General features: G+C 74.0%; 13 protein-coding genes. 4 read left to right on the top strand and 9 right to left on the bottom strand.

What is annotated here, in order from left to right; genetic code table 11:
- Positions 1 to 57: 57 nt before the first annotated feature.
- Entirely contained in the window at positions 58 to 1,383 is a 1,326-nt protein-coding gene (locus tag AB0Q96_RS24255) for a nitric oxide synthase oxygenase (RefSeq protein ID WP_365328778.1), read from the bottom strand.
- A 213-nt stretch (positions 1,384 to 1,596) separates the two neighbouring features.
- On the opposite strand from AB0Q96_RS24255, the gene AB0Q96_RS24250 reads away from it, so the two are divergent.
- Both AB0Q96_RS24250 and AB0Q96_RS24245 read left to right on the top strand, forming a co-directional pair.
- A complete protein-coding gene (locus AB0Q96_RS24250; RefSeq protein ID WP_365328776.1) occupies positions 1,597 to 2,865 on the top strand; it encodes a phospholipase D-like domain-containing protein in 1,269 nt (422 codons plus the stop codon).
- A gap of 79 nt (positions 2,866 to 2,944) precedes the next feature.
- A complete protein-coding gene (locus AB0Q96_RS24245; RefSeq protein ID WP_365328774.1) occupies positions 2,945 to 3,349 on the top strand; it encodes a type II toxin-antitoxin system PemK/MazF family toxin in 405 nt (134 codons plus the stop codon).
- Here AB0Q96_RS24245 and AB0Q96_RS24240 read toward each other — a convergent pair.
- The 6 genes from AB0Q96_RS24240 to AB0Q96_RS24215 all read right to left on the bottom strand — a co-directional run bounded on the left by AB0Q96_RS24240 (position 3,346) and on the right by AB0Q96_RS24215 (position 11,826).
- A complete protein-coding gene (locus AB0Q96_RS24240) occupies positions 3,346 to 5,325 on the bottom strand; it encodes an ABC transporter ATP-binding protein (protein ID WP_365328772.1) in 1,980 nt (659 codons plus the stop codon). The two genes, AB0Q96_RS24245 and AB0Q96_RS24240, sit on opposite strands and share 4 nt — an antisense overlap.
- 156 nt (positions 5,326 to 5,481) lie before the next feature.
- Complete coding sequence (locus AB0Q96_RS24235) at positions 5,482 to 7,221, bottom strand: alpha/beta hydrolase (protein WP_365328770.1); 1,740 nt, start codon at positions 7,219 to 7,221, stop codon at positions 5,482 to 5,484.
- Positions 7,222 to 7,345: 124 nt separating this feature from the next.
- Positions 7,346 to 8,596: a HAMP domain-containing sensor histidine kinase gene (locus AB0Q96_RS24230; protein WP_365328768.1), complete on the bottom strand. Its 1,251-nt coding sequence runs from the start codon at positions 8,594 to 8,596 to the stop codon at positions 7,346 to 7,348.
- A gap of 113 nt (positions 8,597 to 8,709) precedes the next feature.
- A complete protein-coding gene (locus AB0Q96_RS24225; protein WP_365328766.1) occupies positions 8,710 to 9,384 on the bottom strand; it encodes a response regulator transcription factor in 675 nt (224 codons plus the stop codon).
- Positions 9,385 to 9,394: 10 nt separating this feature from the next.
- Entirely contained in the window at positions 9,395 to 9,943 is a 549-nt protein-coding gene (locus AB0Q96_RS24220) for an NUDIX domain-containing protein (protein WP_365328764.1), read from the bottom strand.
- A complete protein-coding gene (locus AB0Q96_RS24215) occupies positions 9,940 to 11,826 on the bottom strand; it encodes an ABC transporter ATP-binding protein (protein ID WP_365328864.1) in 1,887 nt (628 codons plus the stop codon). The genes AB0Q96_RS24220 and AB0Q96_RS24215 overlap by 4 nt, the downstream gene beginning before the upstream one ends.
- A gap of 436 nt (positions 11,827 to 12,262) precedes the next feature.
- Between AB0Q96_RS24215 and AB0Q96_RS24210 the strand changes: the two genes are divergently transcribed.
- On the top strand, positions 12,263 to 13,681 hold the full coding sequence (locus AB0Q96_RS24210) for an amidase (protein ID WP_365328762.1): 1,419 nt from the start codon (positions 12,263 to 12,265) through the stop codon (positions 13,679 to 13,681).
- A gap of 161 nt (positions 13,682 to 13,842) precedes the next feature.
- Positions 13,843 to 14,925 (top strand): chitinase, encoded by a 1,083-nt coding sequence (locus AB0Q96_RS24205; RefSeq protein ID WP_365328760.1) that lies wholly within the window; start codon positions 13,843 to 13,845, stop codon positions 14,923 to 14,925.
- Positions 14,926 to 15,194: 269 nt separating this feature from the next.
- On the opposite strand, the gene AB0Q96_RS24200 is transcribed toward AB0Q96_RS24205, so the two are convergent.
- A complete protein-coding gene (locus tag AB0Q96_RS24200; RefSeq protein ID WP_365328758.1) occupies positions 15,195 to 16,775 on the bottom strand; it encodes a glycerol-3-phosphate dehydrogenase/oxidase in 1,581 nt (526 codons plus the stop codon).
- Positions 16,772 to 17,371 (bottom strand): TetR/AcrR family transcriptional regulator, encoded by a 600-nt coding sequence (locus AB0Q96_RS24195; RefSeq protein WP_365328756.1) that lies wholly within the window; start codon positions 17,369 to 17,371, stop codon positions 16,772 to 16,774. Before AB0Q96_RS24195 ends, AB0Q96_RS24200 begins: the two co-directional genes overlap by 4 nt.
- Between the last annotated feature and the right edge of the window lie 9 nt (positions 17,372 to 17,380).

The following is a 17,380-nucleotide window of genomic DNA, read 5'->3' as shown; positions in this document are numbered from 1 at the left end:
AGCGGGTCAGTTGCCTCGCCCTGAGGGCCGCGCGCGGGATGCTTCGCGCACGGCCGGCTACGCCTCGCGGGGCAGGAACGCCGGGCGGAGGTTCGGGTCCACGGGGTCGTAGTAGCGGTGGAAGACGGACGTGGCGGAGCCGGAGATCGGGGGGACGATCCAGCTCCAGTCGGCCGGGGTCGAGCGGCCGAGGCGGGTCTCCTGGGCGATGTGGCGCAGGAACCGGTCGGACTCGGTGTGGTGGTCGGCCATCGTCACCCCTGCCTCGTGGTAGGAGTGCAGCACGGCCACGTTGAGCTCGACCAGTGCCCGGTCCCGCCAGAGGGTGCGTTCCGACGAGCGGTCGAGGCCCAGTCGGTCCGCCACCACCGGCAGGAGGTCGTAGCGCTCGGGGTCGGCGAGGTTGCGGGCCCCTATCTCCGTGCCCATGTACCAGCCGTTGAACGGCGCCGCCGGATACCGTACGCCGCCGATCTCCAGCGTCATGTCGCTGATCGCGGGCACCGCGTACCAGCGCAGCCCGAGCTCCGCGAACCACGCGTGATCGGGGTGCCGCAGCGGGACCTCCAGCACGGTGTCGTCCGGCAGCTCGTACCAGTCCGGTCGCCGGCCGGGACGTTCCTGCACCATCAACGGGAGGGTCTGGAAGGGCTCTTCGTCGCGCTTCCAGCCCAAGTGGCGGGCGCGGGCGGTCAGCAGGGAGCTGCGGGGGTCGCCGATCCAGTCGCCGCCGGTGGCGCGGTGTCCGGCGTACCGCACCAGTTGGTCGTTGACGATCCGGGGCGCCGGCCGGTCGGGCCGGTCGGGCGGGAAGACGGACAGCACGGGCCGGACGCGGCCGTCGTTCCCGGCGAGCCGCAGGTGGTCGAAGCACGCGGCGGCGATGTCGTCCGCGTCGGTCAGGTGCCGCAGGTCCCGCACCACCATGCTGCGCCAGTACAGGCGCCCGATGCACCGCGCCGCGTTGCGCCAGGCGACCCGGGCGCCGAAGGCGAGCTCGTCGGGGGTGTGCTCGTAGGTGCCGGTCCGGTCGATCTCGTCCAGGACCGCCCGGACCCTGCGCCCCGCGTCGCCCTGGTCCGGTTGTTCCTGATGGAACTGCCGGACGAAGCTCTCCGCCTGCCGCCGGTCGACGAAACCGGACGCGCTGTCCGGCCCGGACCGGACGCGGGCCACTGCGGTTGCCGCGTCGCGTCCCAGGGCGGCCGACGTAAAGGGGCAGGCGGCGCCGGCCGGTACGGGCGCGGGCGCTGCCGTGGAAACGGACACGGCGACGGGCGCGGTGACGGGCGCGGACGCCGGTACGGGCGCGGGCGCGGATATCGGTGCGGACTTGCGGCGGCGGCTCAGGCTGAAGACCAAGGTGTTCCCTCCCGCGCTCATGATTACCCCATGGAGCCACGCGAGTGTGGAGAGTAGTCAAACCGGTCCGAGGGTGCGGTGTCGCTGATAAGGTGCCCGGTTTGTGCTACGCCATGGCTCGACGGCCGCACCTGACGCGCCCGCCGGCCCCGACGCACCCCACGCGCCCCATGGGCCCGTCCCGGTGATCCACTAAGGTCGTTGCCTCAACTGGCAGCAGATCGAGGGGGATTCATGCTCTCCACCATCCGCCGACGCGTCGGCGTGGCCGGACTGGCTCTCATGCTCGCGACCGGTGTGCTCGGCCCCGCGCAGGCGGCGAGCGCCCGGGAAGGGGAGGTACCGGCCGGGGCGGCGGCCGAGGGCGTGGCCGCCGTGCCGCAGACGGGCCCCGTGTTCAACGACCCGACGTCCGCCGACCCGGCGCGGCAGAACGCAGTCCGGGACCGCGCGCGCGAGTTCATCGCCGCCGCCGACACCGGGTCGACCATCCGGATGGCGATGTACCACCTGTGGGACACCACCGTCGCCCGGGAGCTGTCCGACGCGCACACCGCCCGCGGCGTGAACGTCCAGGTCGTCCTCGACGAGACGACCGTCAGCGACCCCGCCGGGAGCCCCGCCTCGTACGACACGCTCAAGGCGGCGCTCGGCACCGACCTCACCAAGAGCTCGTACGTCACCCTGTGCGCGAAGGGCCGGTCCTGTCTGGGGGCCGGCACGGGAGGGATCAACCACAACAAGTTCCTGCTGTTCAGCAGCGTCGGCGGCGGCGCGGTGACGCAGGCGGTGCTGCAGATGACGTCCAACCTGACGCCGTCGAACTACTCCCGCTACTGGAACAGCGCCGTCGCCTTCGCCGGCAACCCCACCCTGTACTCCGCCTACACCTCCTACTTCGCCGCGCTCGGCAAGCAGGACCGCGCCGCCTGGACGTACACGTACGCCGGAGCGGGCGACTACAAGGCGTACTTCTTCCCGCGCGCCGGGGCCACCGACGACACGGACACCGTCGTCAACGCCCTCGACAACGTCGGCTGCACCTGGACCGACGCCGCCGGAACCCACCGCACCGCCATCCGTGCCGCCATGCTGAAGATCACCCGGCAGGCCGTCGCCGACAAGCTGCGGGCCCTCGCCGCCGCCGGGTGCACCGTCGACCTCGTCTACAGCGAGACCGACAGCGGCACCTGGACCGCCCTGCACGGCCAGACCCGCCTCACCACCCGCTGCTACCAGCACGACCAGGACGCCGACCCGGCCACCCCGAACCGCATCGTGCACTCCAAGAACCTCATGATCGACGGCATGTACGCCGGGGCGCGCGACCAGCTGGTCTTCACCGGCAGCCACAACTGGAGCGGCCCGGCGCTCCGCGACAACGACGAGACGATGCTCCGCATCACCACGCCGTCGGTGTACGACGCCTTCGTCACCAACTTCGGGCAGGCCCGCGCCGCCGCCTACCCTGGCACCGCGGACGACACGGCCGCCTGCCGCTGAGCGACCGGCCCGCCGTCCGAGCATCAACCGCCCGACCCGGCATCGGGGTTCGGCCGGCCGTCATGTGTCTGGAGGACTTGTGCGACGTGGCGAGGTCTGGTGGGTCCAGTTCGACGAGCGGAGGCTGGTCGTCCTGCTGTCGGGAGACGACCCGTCCGGAATCCGGGTGATGCAGGTCGTCGCTCCGGCGGGCGTCGACATCAGCGGTCTGGGCATAGAGGTGACGGTCGGCGCCGGTGAGGGACTGCCGTTCGAAGGCGTGCTGCGGCTCGCGTTCCCGCGTCCTGGCCTCACCCCGTGCACGTGGCTGACCACCGTGTCCCGGGACGACCTGATGGAGCGGGCGGCCGTCCTGTCCTCCGAGAAGCTCAGCGAGATCGACGACGCCCTCCGGCTCGCTGAACAGGCGCAGGAGCGGACCCCGGCCACGACCGCGAAGCTCAGCGAGCTGAGGGATGCCCTCCGTCTCGGTCAACTCGGCTAGCCGGTCTCCGCGCCGGACTCGGCGTCCGCCGTGCGCTGCGCGGGGATCCCCCGGTCGTTCTGGAGCTCCAGCAGCTCCCGGAACAGGCCGGGGACCTCGGCGAGCCGGGCGTACGTGCCCTCCTGGATGATCCGGCCGTGGCTGAGCACGACGACGCGGTCGGCCACGGCGACGTTGGCGAGGCGGTGGGTGACGAGGACGACCGGCCGGTCCTTCGCGATCTCGCGGAGACCGGCGAAGATGCGGTGCTCGGCGCGGGCGTCGAGGGCGCTGGTCGGCTCGTCGAGGACGAGGAGGCCCGGCCGGTAGAAGGCGCGGGCGATCGCGAGGCGCTGCCACTGGCCGCCCGACAGCTCGACGCCGCCGAACCACTCGCGCGCGAGCAGCGTGTGCCAGCCGCTGCGCAGGCCCTGGACGACCTCCCCGGCGCCGGAGCGCTCGGCGGCCCGGCGGAGCGATTCCCGGGCGTCGGCGCGCGGCTGCCCGAGGGTGATGTTCTCCTCGGCGGTGAGCGGCCAGTGGGCGAAGACCTGCGGGACGACGGCGGTGTGCTTCCACATCGCGTACGGGTCGAGCGTACGGACGTCCCGGGCGTCCCAGGTGACCGTGCCCCCGGTGGGCAGGTAGAGGCCGGCGAGCAGCTTGGACAGCGTCGTCTTGCCCGAACCGTTCTCCCCGACCAGCGCGATGACCTCCCCGGCCCGCACCTCCAGGGTGATCCCGTCGAGCGCCGGCTCGTCCGCCTCGGGATAGGTGTACGTCAGGGCCTCCGCGCGCACCGTCGTCGGCGGGCCGGGCACGATGTCGCCGCGGTCGAGACGGTGGCCGCCGGCCTCGGTGATGAAGTCGACCCAGTCGTCGACGTACAGGCCGGTGCGGAAGATCTGGGTGCCGTAGCCGACGATCCCGTACAGGTTGTTGCTCACCGTCTGGAGCGCGAAGACGGCCGTTCCGGCGGTCGCGAGCGTCATGCGGCCGGTGGCCAACAGGCCGACCAGAGCGCCCCACATGACCGCCGACGCGAGCCCGCCGGCGAGCGACCCGGCGAACGCCCACCGCGCGCCCCGGTGGATGGCCCGGTCCGTGACGGCGTCGACGCGGGCGCCGATCTCGCGGTACCGGCCCAGGAGGAAACCGAACATCGTGCCCGCGCGCAGCTGGTCGGCGATCTGCCGGTCGGCGATGTACCAGCGCAGATGCCCGAGTGTGCGCCGCTCCGCCGACACGGCCCGGCTGCTCTCCCAGTGCAGATGGGCGCCCTTCATCCGGGCGAGCGCCTGCGGGAGCACGGCCAGCACCAACAGGGGCAGCAGCACGGGGTGCAGGACGGTGACGACGCCGGCCGCCGCGACGATCGAGGCGAGACAGGACATCAGCATCTGCGACTCGGTGATCAGGTCCTTCGCCACGTCCGCACCCCGGTCGGCGTGGTCCCACTTGTCGTTGAAGCCAGGGTGGTCGTACGCGGTGAGCTCGGCGTTCGCGGCGGCGTGCAGCATCTCCAGCTCGGCCTCGCGGGAGATCCGCGGCGACAGGCGCGAGGAGACGTTCGAGATGACGATGCCGAGCACGGCGCGCACCGCGACGGCGGCGCCGATGAGCACGATGGACGGCAGCGCCTCCGCCAGCCGCTCCCGGATGTCGCCGGCGGAGACGAGCGAGGTGATGGTGCTGCCGGTGGCGACGAGCCCCGCGGCCTCCAGGACCGCCGACACCGCCTGGCAGGAGAGCAGGACCGTCACGGCCCGGCGGTCGACCCGCCAGCCGAGCGCGAGCCCTTTGCGGACGAGTTGGGGCAGGCGGCGCACCATCACCCACGGGGAGGTCGGTTTGCCGTCGAGCGCGGCCAGCTTCGGCTGGACGTAGCGGTACTGCTCGCCGGGAGGGGAGGAGTCGGAGCCGGGAACGGAGTCCGCGTCGTGGACGGAGTCGTCGACGCTCGCGCTCTCGCTGTCACTGTCGCTTACGGAAGGCAAGGAACCGGTCCCTTCGGTGGAGTGGCGACGGAAGGAACGGGCTACCCGGCCCGGACGCCCCGCGCACCCACGCCCGGCCGGATCACTCCAGGGGGTGAGGGGCGGCGGCCCCGGCCGGGGTGCGCCGCGCGCGGCCCCGGCCGGTGGGCACCGCCGTCACGGAGCGCAGCTCGTGCCGGGCGCGACCTTCGTGAGGGACACCAGGTAGTCCTCGACCTTCCGGTCGACGCAGGCGTTGCGGCCGTACCCGGTGTGGCCCGCCGCCTCGAAGGACAGCAGCATCCCGCCGGGGAACTGCCGCGCCAGGCTGACTGCCTCGGCGTACGGGGTGGCCGGGTCGCCCGCCGTGCCCACGACGAGCACCGGCGGGACCCCCGCCGCGTCCACCCGGTGCGGCCGCTGCCGGCCGGCCGGCCAGTCCTCGCAGACCAGCTCGCCCGTCAGACCGGACGTACCGTAGACGCCCGCCGCCTTGTCGGCGGGGGCCAGCGCGTCCCAGTAGGCCCGTTCGTCGCGGGGGTGGGGGACGTCGAGGCAGTTGACGGCGATGAGGGCGGCGTCGCTGTTGTCCTCGGGGACGGAGGGCGTCCCGGAGGGGCTCGCCCCACCCGGCGAACCCGGCTCGGACGGCCGTTCCGACCCCGACTCGGACCCCGACTCGGACCCCGATCCGGACCCCGATTCGGACTCCTCGCTCCCCTCGTCCTCGTCCTCCCCCTCGGTCCCCAAAGCCGCCAGCTTCGTCCCGTTCCCGCCGTCCGCCGCCCGCAGCGCCTCGGACAGGTCCTGCCACTGCGCCTCCGGTGTGTACATGGACAGGCTGAGCGCGGAGACCAGACCCGCCGCGTCCAGGCCCTCCTCGGAACCGTCCACCCGCAGCGCCTCGGCCTGCGTCCGCCGGAGCAGCCGGTCGATCAGCGTGCGTATCTCGTCGGGCGTGGCGCCGGGGCAGGCGTCGCCGACCGTGGCGGCGCAGGAGTCCGCGTAGTCGGCGACGGCGTCCCGGAAACCCTTCGCCTGGCCCAGCATCCGCTCCCGCCAGTCCAGCGACGGGTCGACCGCCCCGTCCAGGACCATCGCGCGGACCCGGTGCGGGAACTGCTCGGCGTACGAGGTGCCCAGGCTCGTGCCGTACGACCAGCCGACGTACGTCAGCTTCCGGTCGCCGAGCGCCGCCCGCAGCACGTCCATGTCCCGGGCCGCGTCCTCCGTCCCCACGTGCGGGAGCAACGGCCCGCTGGCCTTGCGGCAGGCGTCGGCCGTGGCCCGCGCGCCCGCCAGGGCCTCGGCGCGTTCGGATGCGGTACGGGGGTAGAGCGGCGTGTCGGCGGCGGCCGGGGACGCACCGTCCGCCTCCGCCCCGGCCTCCGTTCCGGCGAGGCAGGTCAGGGCGGGCCTGCTCTCGCCGACCCCGCGTGGATCGAAGGCCACGATGTCGAAGCGGTCGCGCACCCCGCGCCCGAGGTCGTCGGCGAGGCCGTCCTTGAGGGCCTGCACGCCGCGCTCTCCCGGACCGCCCGGGTTGTAGAGGAGGGAGCCGATCCGCTGGCCGGCGGTCGAGGTGGCGGCCTTCGCCACGGGGAGGACGAAGGTCTTGCCGTCGCCGGGCCGGGCGTAGTCCCTCGGCACCGTGAGATCGGCGCACTGGTAGGAGTCGCCGCAGGCCCGCCAGGCCAGCCGCTGACCGTAGAAGCGCCGCAGGTCGGGACGGTCGACGGGGTCGGCGGAGGCGGTCGTGCCGCCCGGGCGGCCCGGTGTGGCGGGGCTCCCGGCCGTACAGGCCGCCAGGGACGTGGTGCCGAGGACGGCGAGGGCGATGACGAAGGCCTGACGGCGGCGTGCGGCGGCGCGGATCACGAGGTACTCCCGTAGCTGGTCGGTCCAGGGAATGATCACGCGCGGATGCTGAGGATTTGCTGAGGCGGTCGCGGCGGTACCGGAGGTGGATGCCGGTGGACGGCTGCCGCCCGACGAAGGCTCCCCAGATCCCGGGCGCCGGTACCGCCGGCACTCCCGGTCGTCAGCCCGGCGTGGGCAACCGCAGCACGAACCGGGCTCCGCCCCGCGCGCCCGGCCCCACGGTCAGTGTGCCGCCGTGCGCGTGGGCGACCCAGGCCGCGATGGACAGACCGAGTCCGGTGGACCCGGATCCGCTCCGGAAGCGTTCGAACATCGCCCCCGCGACCTCCGGGGGCAGCCCGGGACCGGCGTCCTCGACGGTCAGCTTCCCGTCCCGCGTCACCGTCACGAGCACGTCCGCGGGAACGCCCGGAGCGTGCCCGTGCGCGAGCGCGTTGCCGAGGAGGTTGCCGACGGCCCGGCGTACGAGGTCGGGGTCGGCCACCACGACGGTCTCCTCGGCCTCGACGCGGACCCGGTGACCGGCGACGGGCGCCTCGTCGACGACGGCCTCCGCCACCTGGTCGAGCCGCAGCGGCTGGCGGGCGACCGTGGCCGTCCCCGACATGAGCCGGGCCCGGGTCAGCAGTCCGTCGACGAGCCGGCCCATGCCCTCCGCCAGGCGCAGGGTGCGCCGGTGCACCTCCGTGCCGTCCGTCTCGCCGCGCAACGCCGTCTCGGCGAGCGTCCGGAGCGAGGCGGCCGGGGTGCGCAGATCGTGCGCCGCGTCCGCGAGGAACGCCTCCTGCCGGCCCAGGGCGGCGAGCGCGGGCCGTACGGCCCACCCGGAGAGGACGTGCCCGACGGCCGCCGACAGCAGCACGAGCACCGCGCAGCCGGCCGTCACGATCCAGACGAGACGGGCGTGGTCGGAGCGCGGGCCGGCCGCGTCGGCCAGGGTGACCAGCACGCCCTGAGGGCCTTCGTCGTCGGCCGCTTCGGGCGCGTAGAAGGGCTGCGCGAAGACCCGTACCGGCTCGCCGTCCCGGGTACGCCGGTCGAAGGCCAGCGTGTCGTCGGCGCGGGCCGCCGCCCGCCCGGCGTCCAGGACCACGGCGGGACTCACGGCCAGACAGGCCCTGGCGGGCGCATGCCGGACGGTCAGGCCGTCCGGGGCGTCGGGGTTCACGAGGAGCACGGTCAGGGGCGGGCAGTCGGTGGGGACGGTCTCGGCGAGGACGCCGGTGTCCAGCCGCCCGTCCTCGTCGGTCTCCAGGAGCCCGAGGGCCCAGCTGGTGTCCGCGTCCATCGCGTGGTCGAGCTGTTCCCGCCACCGCGCGCTGTCGCTGCGCACGGCCAGCACGCCCATCGCGACCAGCCCGATGGCGCTGGTCAGCGCGAACAGCAGGCTGATCCGCCGTCGCAGCCGCATCACCCGGGCGGTCGGTGTGAGCGCGCGGGCCCGGCCGCCGCCCCGCGCGCGCCGGCCGGCGGCCGTGCGCCCGCTACCCCGCGTACGTGCGGGAAGTCCGGGAACGCCTGGGCTCATCGGGCGTCGTCGCCCGGAGCGAGCCGGTACCCGACCCCGCGCATGGTGTGGATCGGCGTCGGCGCGCCGAGCTTCCGGCGCAGCTGCGAGACGAGTACTTCGAGGACGTTGGACTGCGGCTCCGCCATCTCGTCCCAGCAGCTCTCGATCAGCTCGGCGCGGGAGACCGCCTGGTCGGCGCGGGCGGCGAGGATTTCGAGGACCGCGAACTCCCGGCTCGTCAGCATCAGCAGCACCCCGCCCCGCCGCACCTGCCGGCGCGCCGTGTCGACCTCCAGGTCTCCGACGAGGTGCACCGGCGGGCGCACGGTCGCCGCCCGCCGGCACAGGCTGCGCACCCGCGCGACGAGCTCGGGCACGGCGAACGGCTTGACGAGGTAGTCGTCGCCCCCGCTGGCGAACCCCTCCACGCGGTCCGCCACCGTGTCCCGGGCGGTCAGGAACAGCACGGGCACGGCCCGGCCGCCGCGCCGCAGCCCGTCGACGAAGGCCGCGGCGTCCCCGGACGGCAGCATCCGGTCGAACACCGCGCAGTCGTACGCGGTGACGAACAGCGCCTCGTCCGCCTGCGGCAGATCGGCGACCTCGTCGACGGCGAGGCCCGCCGCCCGCAAGGCGGCGGCCACACCGAACCGGAGGTCTTCGTCGTCCTCGACGAGCAGTACGCGCACGCCGTTCACCCTAACCGGGGCCCGGGGGGCCGGCCTCCAAGCCAGGGACCAGGCACAACCGGTCGAAAGCGGGGTCGTACGCGACGGGGTCGCCCGGCTCCTGGAAGTGGACCGCGATCCGGCTTCCGGCACGGTAGGCGTCGAGCCCGGCCCGGCAGTAGGCGACGATCGGCTCCGGCAGCGCGTCGAGCGGGAACCAGCCCATGCCGTCGCACACCTCGGGCTCCATGACCCGTGGCGTCCCCCGCCACCGGCGCACCTCGAAGAAGAACCCGACCCGTGCCCGCCCGGCCGGCGCGCGGTGATGCACGGTGAGCGCCGCGCGCACCTCGGCCGGGTCCACCACGAGGCCCGTCTCCTCGCGCGCCTCGCGCACGACGGCGGTGACGACGTCCTCGTGCGGCCCGTCGAGGTGCCCGGACGGGAGGTGCCACATCCCCGCCGCGTACACCCCGCCGGCCCGCCGCGACAGCAGCACCTCGACGCCCGCCGTACCCGCGCCTTCCCGGACGGCCATCAGGTGCACGTCGAGCGGTTCGGTGTGCCGAGGGGCGGTCACGGGGACACCGTCCCCTGCGTTCCCGCGCCGGTCCCCGCGCCCCCGGAGCGCGGCGTCCGGCCGCCCCCGCCGCCCTGCGCCGGCACGGACGCCCGCAGGAACTGGTCGGCCTGGAGCCGGTACGCCTCGCGGAACGCGCCCGTCCCGGTGGCCGGGTCCATCAGGTCGGCGAAGGTGCCGTGTTCCACGACGCGGCCCTCGTCCAGGACGTAGATGAGGTCGGCGTGGGCCACGCTGTGCAGGCGGTGGGTGATGAGGACGGTGGTCTGGCCGGTGCCGGCGAGGCGGTGGATCTGGTCGAAGACGCGCTGTTCGGCCGCCGGGTCCAGGGCACTGGTCGGTTCGTCGACGATGAGGACCTGGCCGTCTCGGAAGCGCGCCCGGGCCAGGCCGACCTTCTGCCACTGGCCGCCCGAGATCTCCTGGCCGCCCTGGTAGCCGCGGGCCAGGAGCGTGTCCAGGCCGCGGGGGAGCCCCGCCACCACCTCGTCGGCTCCCGCGTACGCGGCGGCCGGTGTGACGGCGGCGTCGTCGATCGGGCTGCCGGGGCGCCCGATGCCGATGTTGACGCGGGCGGTGAAGGGCCACCGCTGGAAGTCCTGGGCGACCATCGCCACCTTGGCGAAGAGCTGGTCGCGGCGTGCCTCGGCGGCGTCCACCCCGCCCCACAGGACGCGCCCGGAGTCCGCCAGGTGGAGTCCGCACAGCAGCTTGGACACCGTGGTCTTGCCCGAGCCGTTCCTGCCCACCAGGGCGACGGTCTTGCCGCGCGGGATGACCAGGTCCACCTCCCTCAGGGACGGCCGCTCGGCACCCTGGTAGGAGAAGGTCACCTTCTCGAAACGGATCGCGTCGAAGTCGTCCGGCAGGTCGACCCCCGTGGTGGGGATCGCCCGCCGTGCCGCCTCGACGCACAGGCGTTCCAGGTCGGCGACGAACAGCGACTCCTCCTGGACGTCGGTGACCCGCAGGACCAGGTCGGTGATGCTCGCCGAGCCGGCCCGGATCGCGAGCACGGCGGTGCCGCCGACGGCGAGCGCCATCTGCCCGTTCCACAACAGCAGGCCGAGCACCCCGTACGCGGCGACCGTGGCGAGCCCGCGGACCCCGTCGGCGGCCAGTCCGGTGCGCGCCCCGATCCATGCCAGCCGGGTCTGCTCGCGTTCGCTGGTCTCCGCCATGCCCCGGAAGTGTTCGAGCAGGAACGGCCCCACGTCGTGGACGCGCACCTCGCTCGCCGCCTGCTGGTCGATCAGCAGCCGGCTGAGCAACTGGGCGGCCCGCGCGTGCTGGACGAACCGGTGCCAGCTCACGTACCGGGCCCGCGCCATCGTCAGGGAGCCCCAGGCGCTGGGCAGCGCCATCGAGACCAGCAGCGGAAGCAGCAGCGGGTGGAGGACGGTGAGGACGCTCGCCGCCGCGATCAGCGAGATCGCCGACCCGACGACGGCCGTGCAGTAGCCCACCATCCGCCGGGCGCCGTCGGCGCCCCACTGCGCCGAGTCCATCAGCTTGTGGAAGGCGTCGTCCTCGATCGCCTCCATCTCGACCCGCGCGACCAGGCCGAGGTACCGCTCGGTCGCGACGCGCTGGACCTTCGGCTCCAGAATGCCGGTGGAGGCCGTCGACGCGGACTTCAGCAAGGAGGCGACCACCCCCATCACCGACACGAACACCAGCGCGGGCACGGCCGCCCGCAGGCGTTCGACGATGGTTCCGGCCGCGAGGAGTTCGCTCAGCAGCGTGTTCACCGCCACCAGGGAGAACGCCTGTGCCACGCCCCGCGCGATCTCGCTGACCGCCACCGTGGTCAGCGCCCGAGGATCGGCCTGCCGGGCCAGCCGCACCGCGATCGCGACCTGCCGCGGAAAGCTCACGGCCATGCGCCACATGCCCAGCTTCAGCCAGGTCCCCCGGTGCTGGCTCCAGCCCTGGTCGAAGGCGAGTTCGCCGCCGAACAGCAACTGCTCCGAAGCCGACGTCCCGCCCTCGGCGGCCCGCTCGGTTCTCTGGGTCGTCTCGTTCACCTTGGCCTCCTCCGTGTCGCCGGGCTCAACGAGGCGGCCGGGTTCCTCGAACACATGTATTTCGGACGTGGCGCGAACCCCATGACGGAGCGAAAGCACGTTCGTGTCGGATGCATCGACCCTTGCGGCGCGAGGGCCCCGTTCTTTCGTCCAAGTGGCCGAATCGCCGACACTCGCCCCCTGTTCGAGGGAAGAGGGCGGGGCGGCGCGGGGCGCGGACCCTCGCCTGTTACTCGGCGGTAAGTCATGATGTCCGTCAACATCCACACGGCGCCCGGGGACTGAGGTAACGGTGACGACTTTCGAGGACAAGGCCACGGTGCACGCATTCCGGGACGACGCCCTGGGCGAGCACGACGCCGTCGGGCTGGCGGCGGCGATCCGGCGCGGCGAGGTCGGCGCGGCGGAGGCCGCCCGGGACGCGGCGGCGCGCGTACGGGCGGTCGAGGCGCGGCTGAACGCGGTCCAGGTGCACCTCGACCGCCCCGTGCCGCAGCCGGCGACCGCCGGCGGCGCCCTCGCCGGGGTGCCGACCTTCGTCAAGGACAACACGGACTACCTGGGCCTGCCGACCGGGCACGGCAGCGCGTCCTTCGCGCCCCGCCCGGCGCGTCGGCACGCCCCGTTCACCGGCCAGTTCCTCAGCAGCGGCGTCACCGTGCTCGGCAAGACCCGGCTGCCCGAGTTCGGCTTCAGCCCGAGCACGGAGTACGAGGGCGCCGAGCCGGTCCGCAATCCGTGGCACACGGGATTCTCGGCGGGCGGCTCCTCGGGCGGCAGTGCGGCGCTCGTCGCGGCGGGAGCGGTCCCCCTCGCGCACGCCAACGACGGCGGCGGTTCGATCAGGATCCCCGCCGCCTGCTGCGGCCTGGTCGGCCTCAAGCCGACCCGCGGCCGGGTCGTGACCAACGCCCAGAGCCGTCAACTGCCGCTGGACATCGTCTCCGACGGCGTCGTGAGCCGTTCCGTACGGGACACGGCGGCGTTCCTCGCCGCCGCCGAGACCCACTGGCGCAACCCCGCGCTGCCGCCCGTGGGCCTCGTCGAGGGCCCCGCGGAGCGCCGGCTGCGCGTCGGGTTCCTGGTGGACTCGCCGAACGGCGTCCCCACCGACGCCGCCACCCGCGCGGCGGTCACGGAGACGGTGGCGCGGCTCGAACGCCTCGGCCACACCGTGACGCCGGTGGAGCTGTCGCTCGACCCGCGCTTCACCGACGACTTCCTCACCTACTGGGGCCTGTTGTCGTTCCTCCTGGGCGTCACCGGCCGCACGCTCGGTGCGGACTTCGACCGGCGCCGCATGGACGGCCTCAGCCGGGGCCTGCGCGAGGCGTACCTGAAGGACTGGCGGCGCACACCCGGCGTCCTGCGCCGGCTGAAGCGCACCAAGGAGGCGTACGCGGCGTCCTTCCGCGGCCTGGACCTCGTGCTCTCGCCCGTACTCGCTCACACCACGCCGCCGATCGGGCACCTCAGCCCGGCCGTTCCGTACCCGACGCTGATCGAACGGATCCTCGCGTACGTCGCGTTCACCCCGGTCAACAACGTCGTCGGCACCCCGTCGCTCTCCCTCCCCGCCACCGGGACGACGGACGACGGGCTGCCCATCGGGGTCATGTTCTCGGGCCGCCCGGGCGCCGAACGCACCCTGCTGGAGCTCGCGTTCGAGCTGGAGGCGGACCGCCCGTTCCGCCGGATCCAGGACGTGTGACGCGCGGAGGCGCTGAATCGGAGGCCGTACGGCCTCGCGTCCATCGAAGTCCCAACTACCCGCCCTCCCAGACCTGTTGACGAATGGTCTGGACCAACCTACCGTCGGCTTGAGTGCACGCCCCGGACCTTCTCCATCCCCCCACGTCCCAAGGAGCACGCATGCCAGTCCGCCGGATCGCCCGCGCCCTCGGCGCGGGCCTCGCCGCCCTGTTGGCCACCACCGCGCTCGCCGCCACCGCCGCGCAGGCGGCGCCCACGCCCGCCCCGTCCGCCGCCCCCACGGCGGACACCTGCGCCCTCAAGCCCAGGCCCACCGGCAAGGTGCTCCAGGGCTACTGGGAGAACTGGGACGGCTCCGCGAACGGCGTGCATCCGCCGTTCGGCTGGGCGCCCATCGACGACCCGCGCTTCGCCGCCCACGGGTACAACGTCATCAACGCCGCCTTCCCGGTGATCCGTTCGGACGGGACCGTGCTGTGGGAGGACGGCATGGACGCCACCGTCCGGGTCTCCACCCCGGCGCAGATGTGCAACGCCAAGGCCGCCGGCGCCACCATCCTGATGTCGATCGGCGGAGCGGCGGCGGGCATCGACCTGAACTCCCGCGCGGTCGCCGACCGGTTCATCGCGACCATCGTCCCGATCCTACAGAAGTACAACTTCGACGGGATCGACATCGACATCGAGACCGGCCTGGTCGGCAGCGGCAGCATCGGCACCCTCTCCGCCTCGCAGGCCAACCTGACGTACATCATCGACGGAGTCCTGTCCCGGATGCCCGCCGGATTCGGCCTCACGATGGCCCCGGAGACGGCGTACGTCACGGGCGGCAGCGTCGCCTACGGCTCGATCTGGGGCGCGTACCTCCCGATCGTCAAGAAGTACGCCGACAACGGGCGCCTGTGGTGGCTCAACATGCAGTACTACAACGGCAGCATGTACGGCTGCTCCGGCGACTCCTACTCGGCGGGCACCGTCGCCGGCTTTGTCGCGCAGACCGACTGCCTGAACAAGGGCCTGGTGATCCAGGGCACCACGATCCGGGTCCCGTACGACAAGCAGGTCCCCGGTCTGCCCGCGCAGCCGGGCGCGGGCGGCGGCTACATGTCCCCGTCCCTGGTCGCCCAGGCGTGGAACCGCTACGGCGGTCAGCTCAAGGGCCTGATGACCTGGTCGGCCAACTGGGACGGCTCGAAGGGCTGGACCTTCGGCGACAACGTCAAGGCCCTCCAGGGCCGCTGACCCGCTGACGCGCCGACCTGCTGACTCGCCGCCCCGCTGACCCGCCGACCTGCTGACTCGCCGCCCCGCTGATCCGCCGGACCGGTCGGATCGGTCTGACCGGTCCGACCGGTCCGACCCCGTCCGACCCGTCCCACCCCGACCCCCCACGGGAAAGCGGGCGTTCCTCCCGCGCACGGCGCCGCCGTGCCGGAGGAGCGCCCGCGCGGACGCGCCACCGCGCCGACCGCCATCGGCCGCCGGTGCGACGGGCGCACGTCCGTCGGTGGTCAGGCCACCCGCTCGCCCCGGGCCAGCGCGTCCCGGGCCGCCTCCTCGGCGACCGCGCGGTCCTCCGGCACCAGGCCGACGCGGGTACGCCGGTCGAGGAGGTCGGAGGTGTCCAGGGCGCCTTCGTGGCGGACCGCCCACAGGAGTTCGGCGCCGGTGACGGGGTGGCCGGGCACGACCGGCCGGGCGAGGGCGGGGTCCTCGACGCCGAGCGCGTGGACGCCCGCCGCCTCGGTGCCGTAGCGCTGCACCAGCCGCGGCGGGAGGTCGAGACCGGCGAGGGTCCGCGGGGCCGCGGCGCCGGCCAGGGGGAGCGACGAGGTACGGCACGGGCCGGCCGTCAGACCGCGGGCGGCCACGGCGGCGTCGACGGCGTCCTCGGCCATGCGGCGGTACGTGGTCAGCTTGCCGCCGACGACGGTGACGACGCCGTCGGGCGAGGTCAGCACGGCGTGCTTGCGCGAGATGTCGGCGGTGCGGCCGCCCTCGTCCCGGACGTCGAGCAGGGGCCGCAGGCCCGCGAACGCCCCGACCACGTCGGAGCGCTCGACCGACACGTCCAGCGCGGAGCCGAGCACGTCGAGCAGGAAGCCGATGTCCGTCTCCGGCACCTCCGGCACGTCCGGGATCTCGCCGTCGACGGGCTCGTCGGTGAGGCCGACGTACACGCGCCCGTCGCCCTGCGGCAGGACCAGTACGAAGCGGTTCGTCTCGCCCGGGATCGGGATGTGCAGACCGGCGGAGAGCTGCCCGAGGGTCTCGGAGCGCAGCACGAGGTGCGTCCCGCGCGACGGGCGCAGGCGGATGTCCGGGACGAGGCCGCCCGCCCACACGCCGGCCGCGTTGACCACCGTACGGGCGCGGATGCGCAGCTCCTGGCCGGTGGTCTCGTCGCGGACCAGGGCCCCGTCGCCGTGGAGTTCCAGGGCCCGGGTGCGGGTGAGGACACGAGCGCCGTACGCGGCGGCGGTGCGGGCGATCGCGGTGACCAGGCGGGCGTCGTCGGTGAGCCGCCCGTCCCAGGAGAGCAGCCCGCCGCGCAGCCCCACCGGGCGCAGGGCCGGGGCGAGGTGGCGGGTCTCGACGGCGGAGAGCGTACGGGGGCGCGGCAGCGTACGGCGCGAGGTGCGGGCGCCGACGCGCAGCATGTCGCCGGCGACGAACCCGGCGCGCGCGAGGGCGGCCTGGCCGCGGCTGACGAGCGGGGTGAGGGGCAGCACGAACGGCTGGGCGCGCACGAGGTGGGGCGCGGTGCGCTCCATGAGGATGCCGCGTTCGACGGCGCTCTCGTGGGCGACGTCGAGCTGGCCGGAGGCGAGGTAGCGCAGCCCGCCGTGGATCAGCTTGGAGCTCCAGCGGGAGGTGCCGAAGGCGAGGTCGTGCGCGTCGATCGCGGCGACGCTGAGCCCTCGGGCGGCCGCGTCGAGCGCCGCTCCGGCCCCGGTGGCACCGAGCCCGACGACGAGGACGTCGACGACGGCGCCGGGGTCGCCCCCGGCGAGCCGGTCCAGTTCGCGGCGGCGCCGTTCGGCGTTCAGGGAGGAGGAACCGGGGCGGGCGGTGCTGCTCGTGGGGGTCATGGGGTGAGGGTCCTCTCCAGCAGGGTGCGCAGCTCGCCGAGGAAGGCGGCCTCGCTCAGTTCGGGATCGGTCTCGTCGGTCATGGTGCGCATCGACAGCGTGAAGGACTGGACGACGAGCAGCAGGGAGCGGGCCTGGAGGTCCGGCCGCACCCGCCGGACGGAGCCGTCGTCGTGCCCGTCCTCCAGCGCCGTGTGGAGGAGCCCGAGCAGCGCGTCCTGGCTGGCGCCCCGGCGGTCGAGGACGTACGGCAGCAGCAGTTCGGGGTCGACGTCGAGGATCTTGTGGAACAGCGGGTGGGCCCGGAAGGCGGCGGCCCCCTCGACCAGTCCCTCGACGATCCGTTCCCGCTCGGGCCGGTCCTCGTCGGAGGGCGGCATGGCCTCCGCGGCGACGGCGATCCACTCACGGGTCATCAGGTCGCCGACGAGGCTGCGCACATCGGGCCAGCGCCGGTAGAGCGTCATCCGGGACACGCCGGCGCGCCGGGCGACATCGGTGAGGGTCGTCCGGCGTACGCCGACGGCGAGCACGCAGTCGCGTGCGGCGTCGAGCACGGGATCTGCGTCCGCATGGTTGTGACGAATGGGCGTCATCTGTCACAG

This window comes from Streptomyces sp. NPDC093111 (assembly GCF_040683955.1).
In the GTDB taxonomy this organism is placed as follows: domain Bacteria; phylum Actinomycetota; class Actinomycetes; order Streptomycetales; family Streptomycetaceae; genus Streptomyces.
Note: the sequence above shows the minus strand (reverse complement) of the source record. Positions and strands in the feature narration are given on the sequence as shown.

Coding starts and splice junctions, on each gene's coding strand:
- AB0Q96_RS24255 (WP_365328778.1), bottom strand. CDS start 1,383: ATGAGCGCGGGAGGGAACACCTTGGTCTTCAGCCTGAGCCGCCGCCGC.
- AB0Q96_RS24250 (WP_365328776.1), top strand. CDS start 1,597: ATGCTCTCCACCATCCGCCGACGCGTCGGCGTGGCCGGACTGGCTCTC.
- AB0Q96_RS24230 (WP_365328768.1), bottom strand. CDS start 8,596: ATGCGGCTGCGACGGCGGATCAGCCTGCTGTTCGCGCTGACCAGCGCC.
- AB0Q96_RS24215 (WP_365328864.1), bottom strand. CDS start 11,826: ATGGCCGTGAGCTTTCCGCGGCAGGTCGCGATCGCGGTGCGGCTGGCC.
- AB0Q96_RS24205 (WP_365328760.1), top strand. CDS start 13,843: ATGCCAGTCCGCCGGATCGCCCGCGCCCTCGGCGCGGGCCTCGCCGCC.
- AB0Q96_RS24200 (WP_365328758.1), bottom strand. CDS start 16,775: ATGACCCCCACGAGCAGCACCGCCCGCCCCGGTTCCTCCTCCCTGAAC.
- AB0Q96_RS24195 (WP_365328756.1), bottom strand. CDS start 17,371: ATGACGCCCATTCGTCACAACCATGCGGACGCAGATCCCGTGCTCGAC.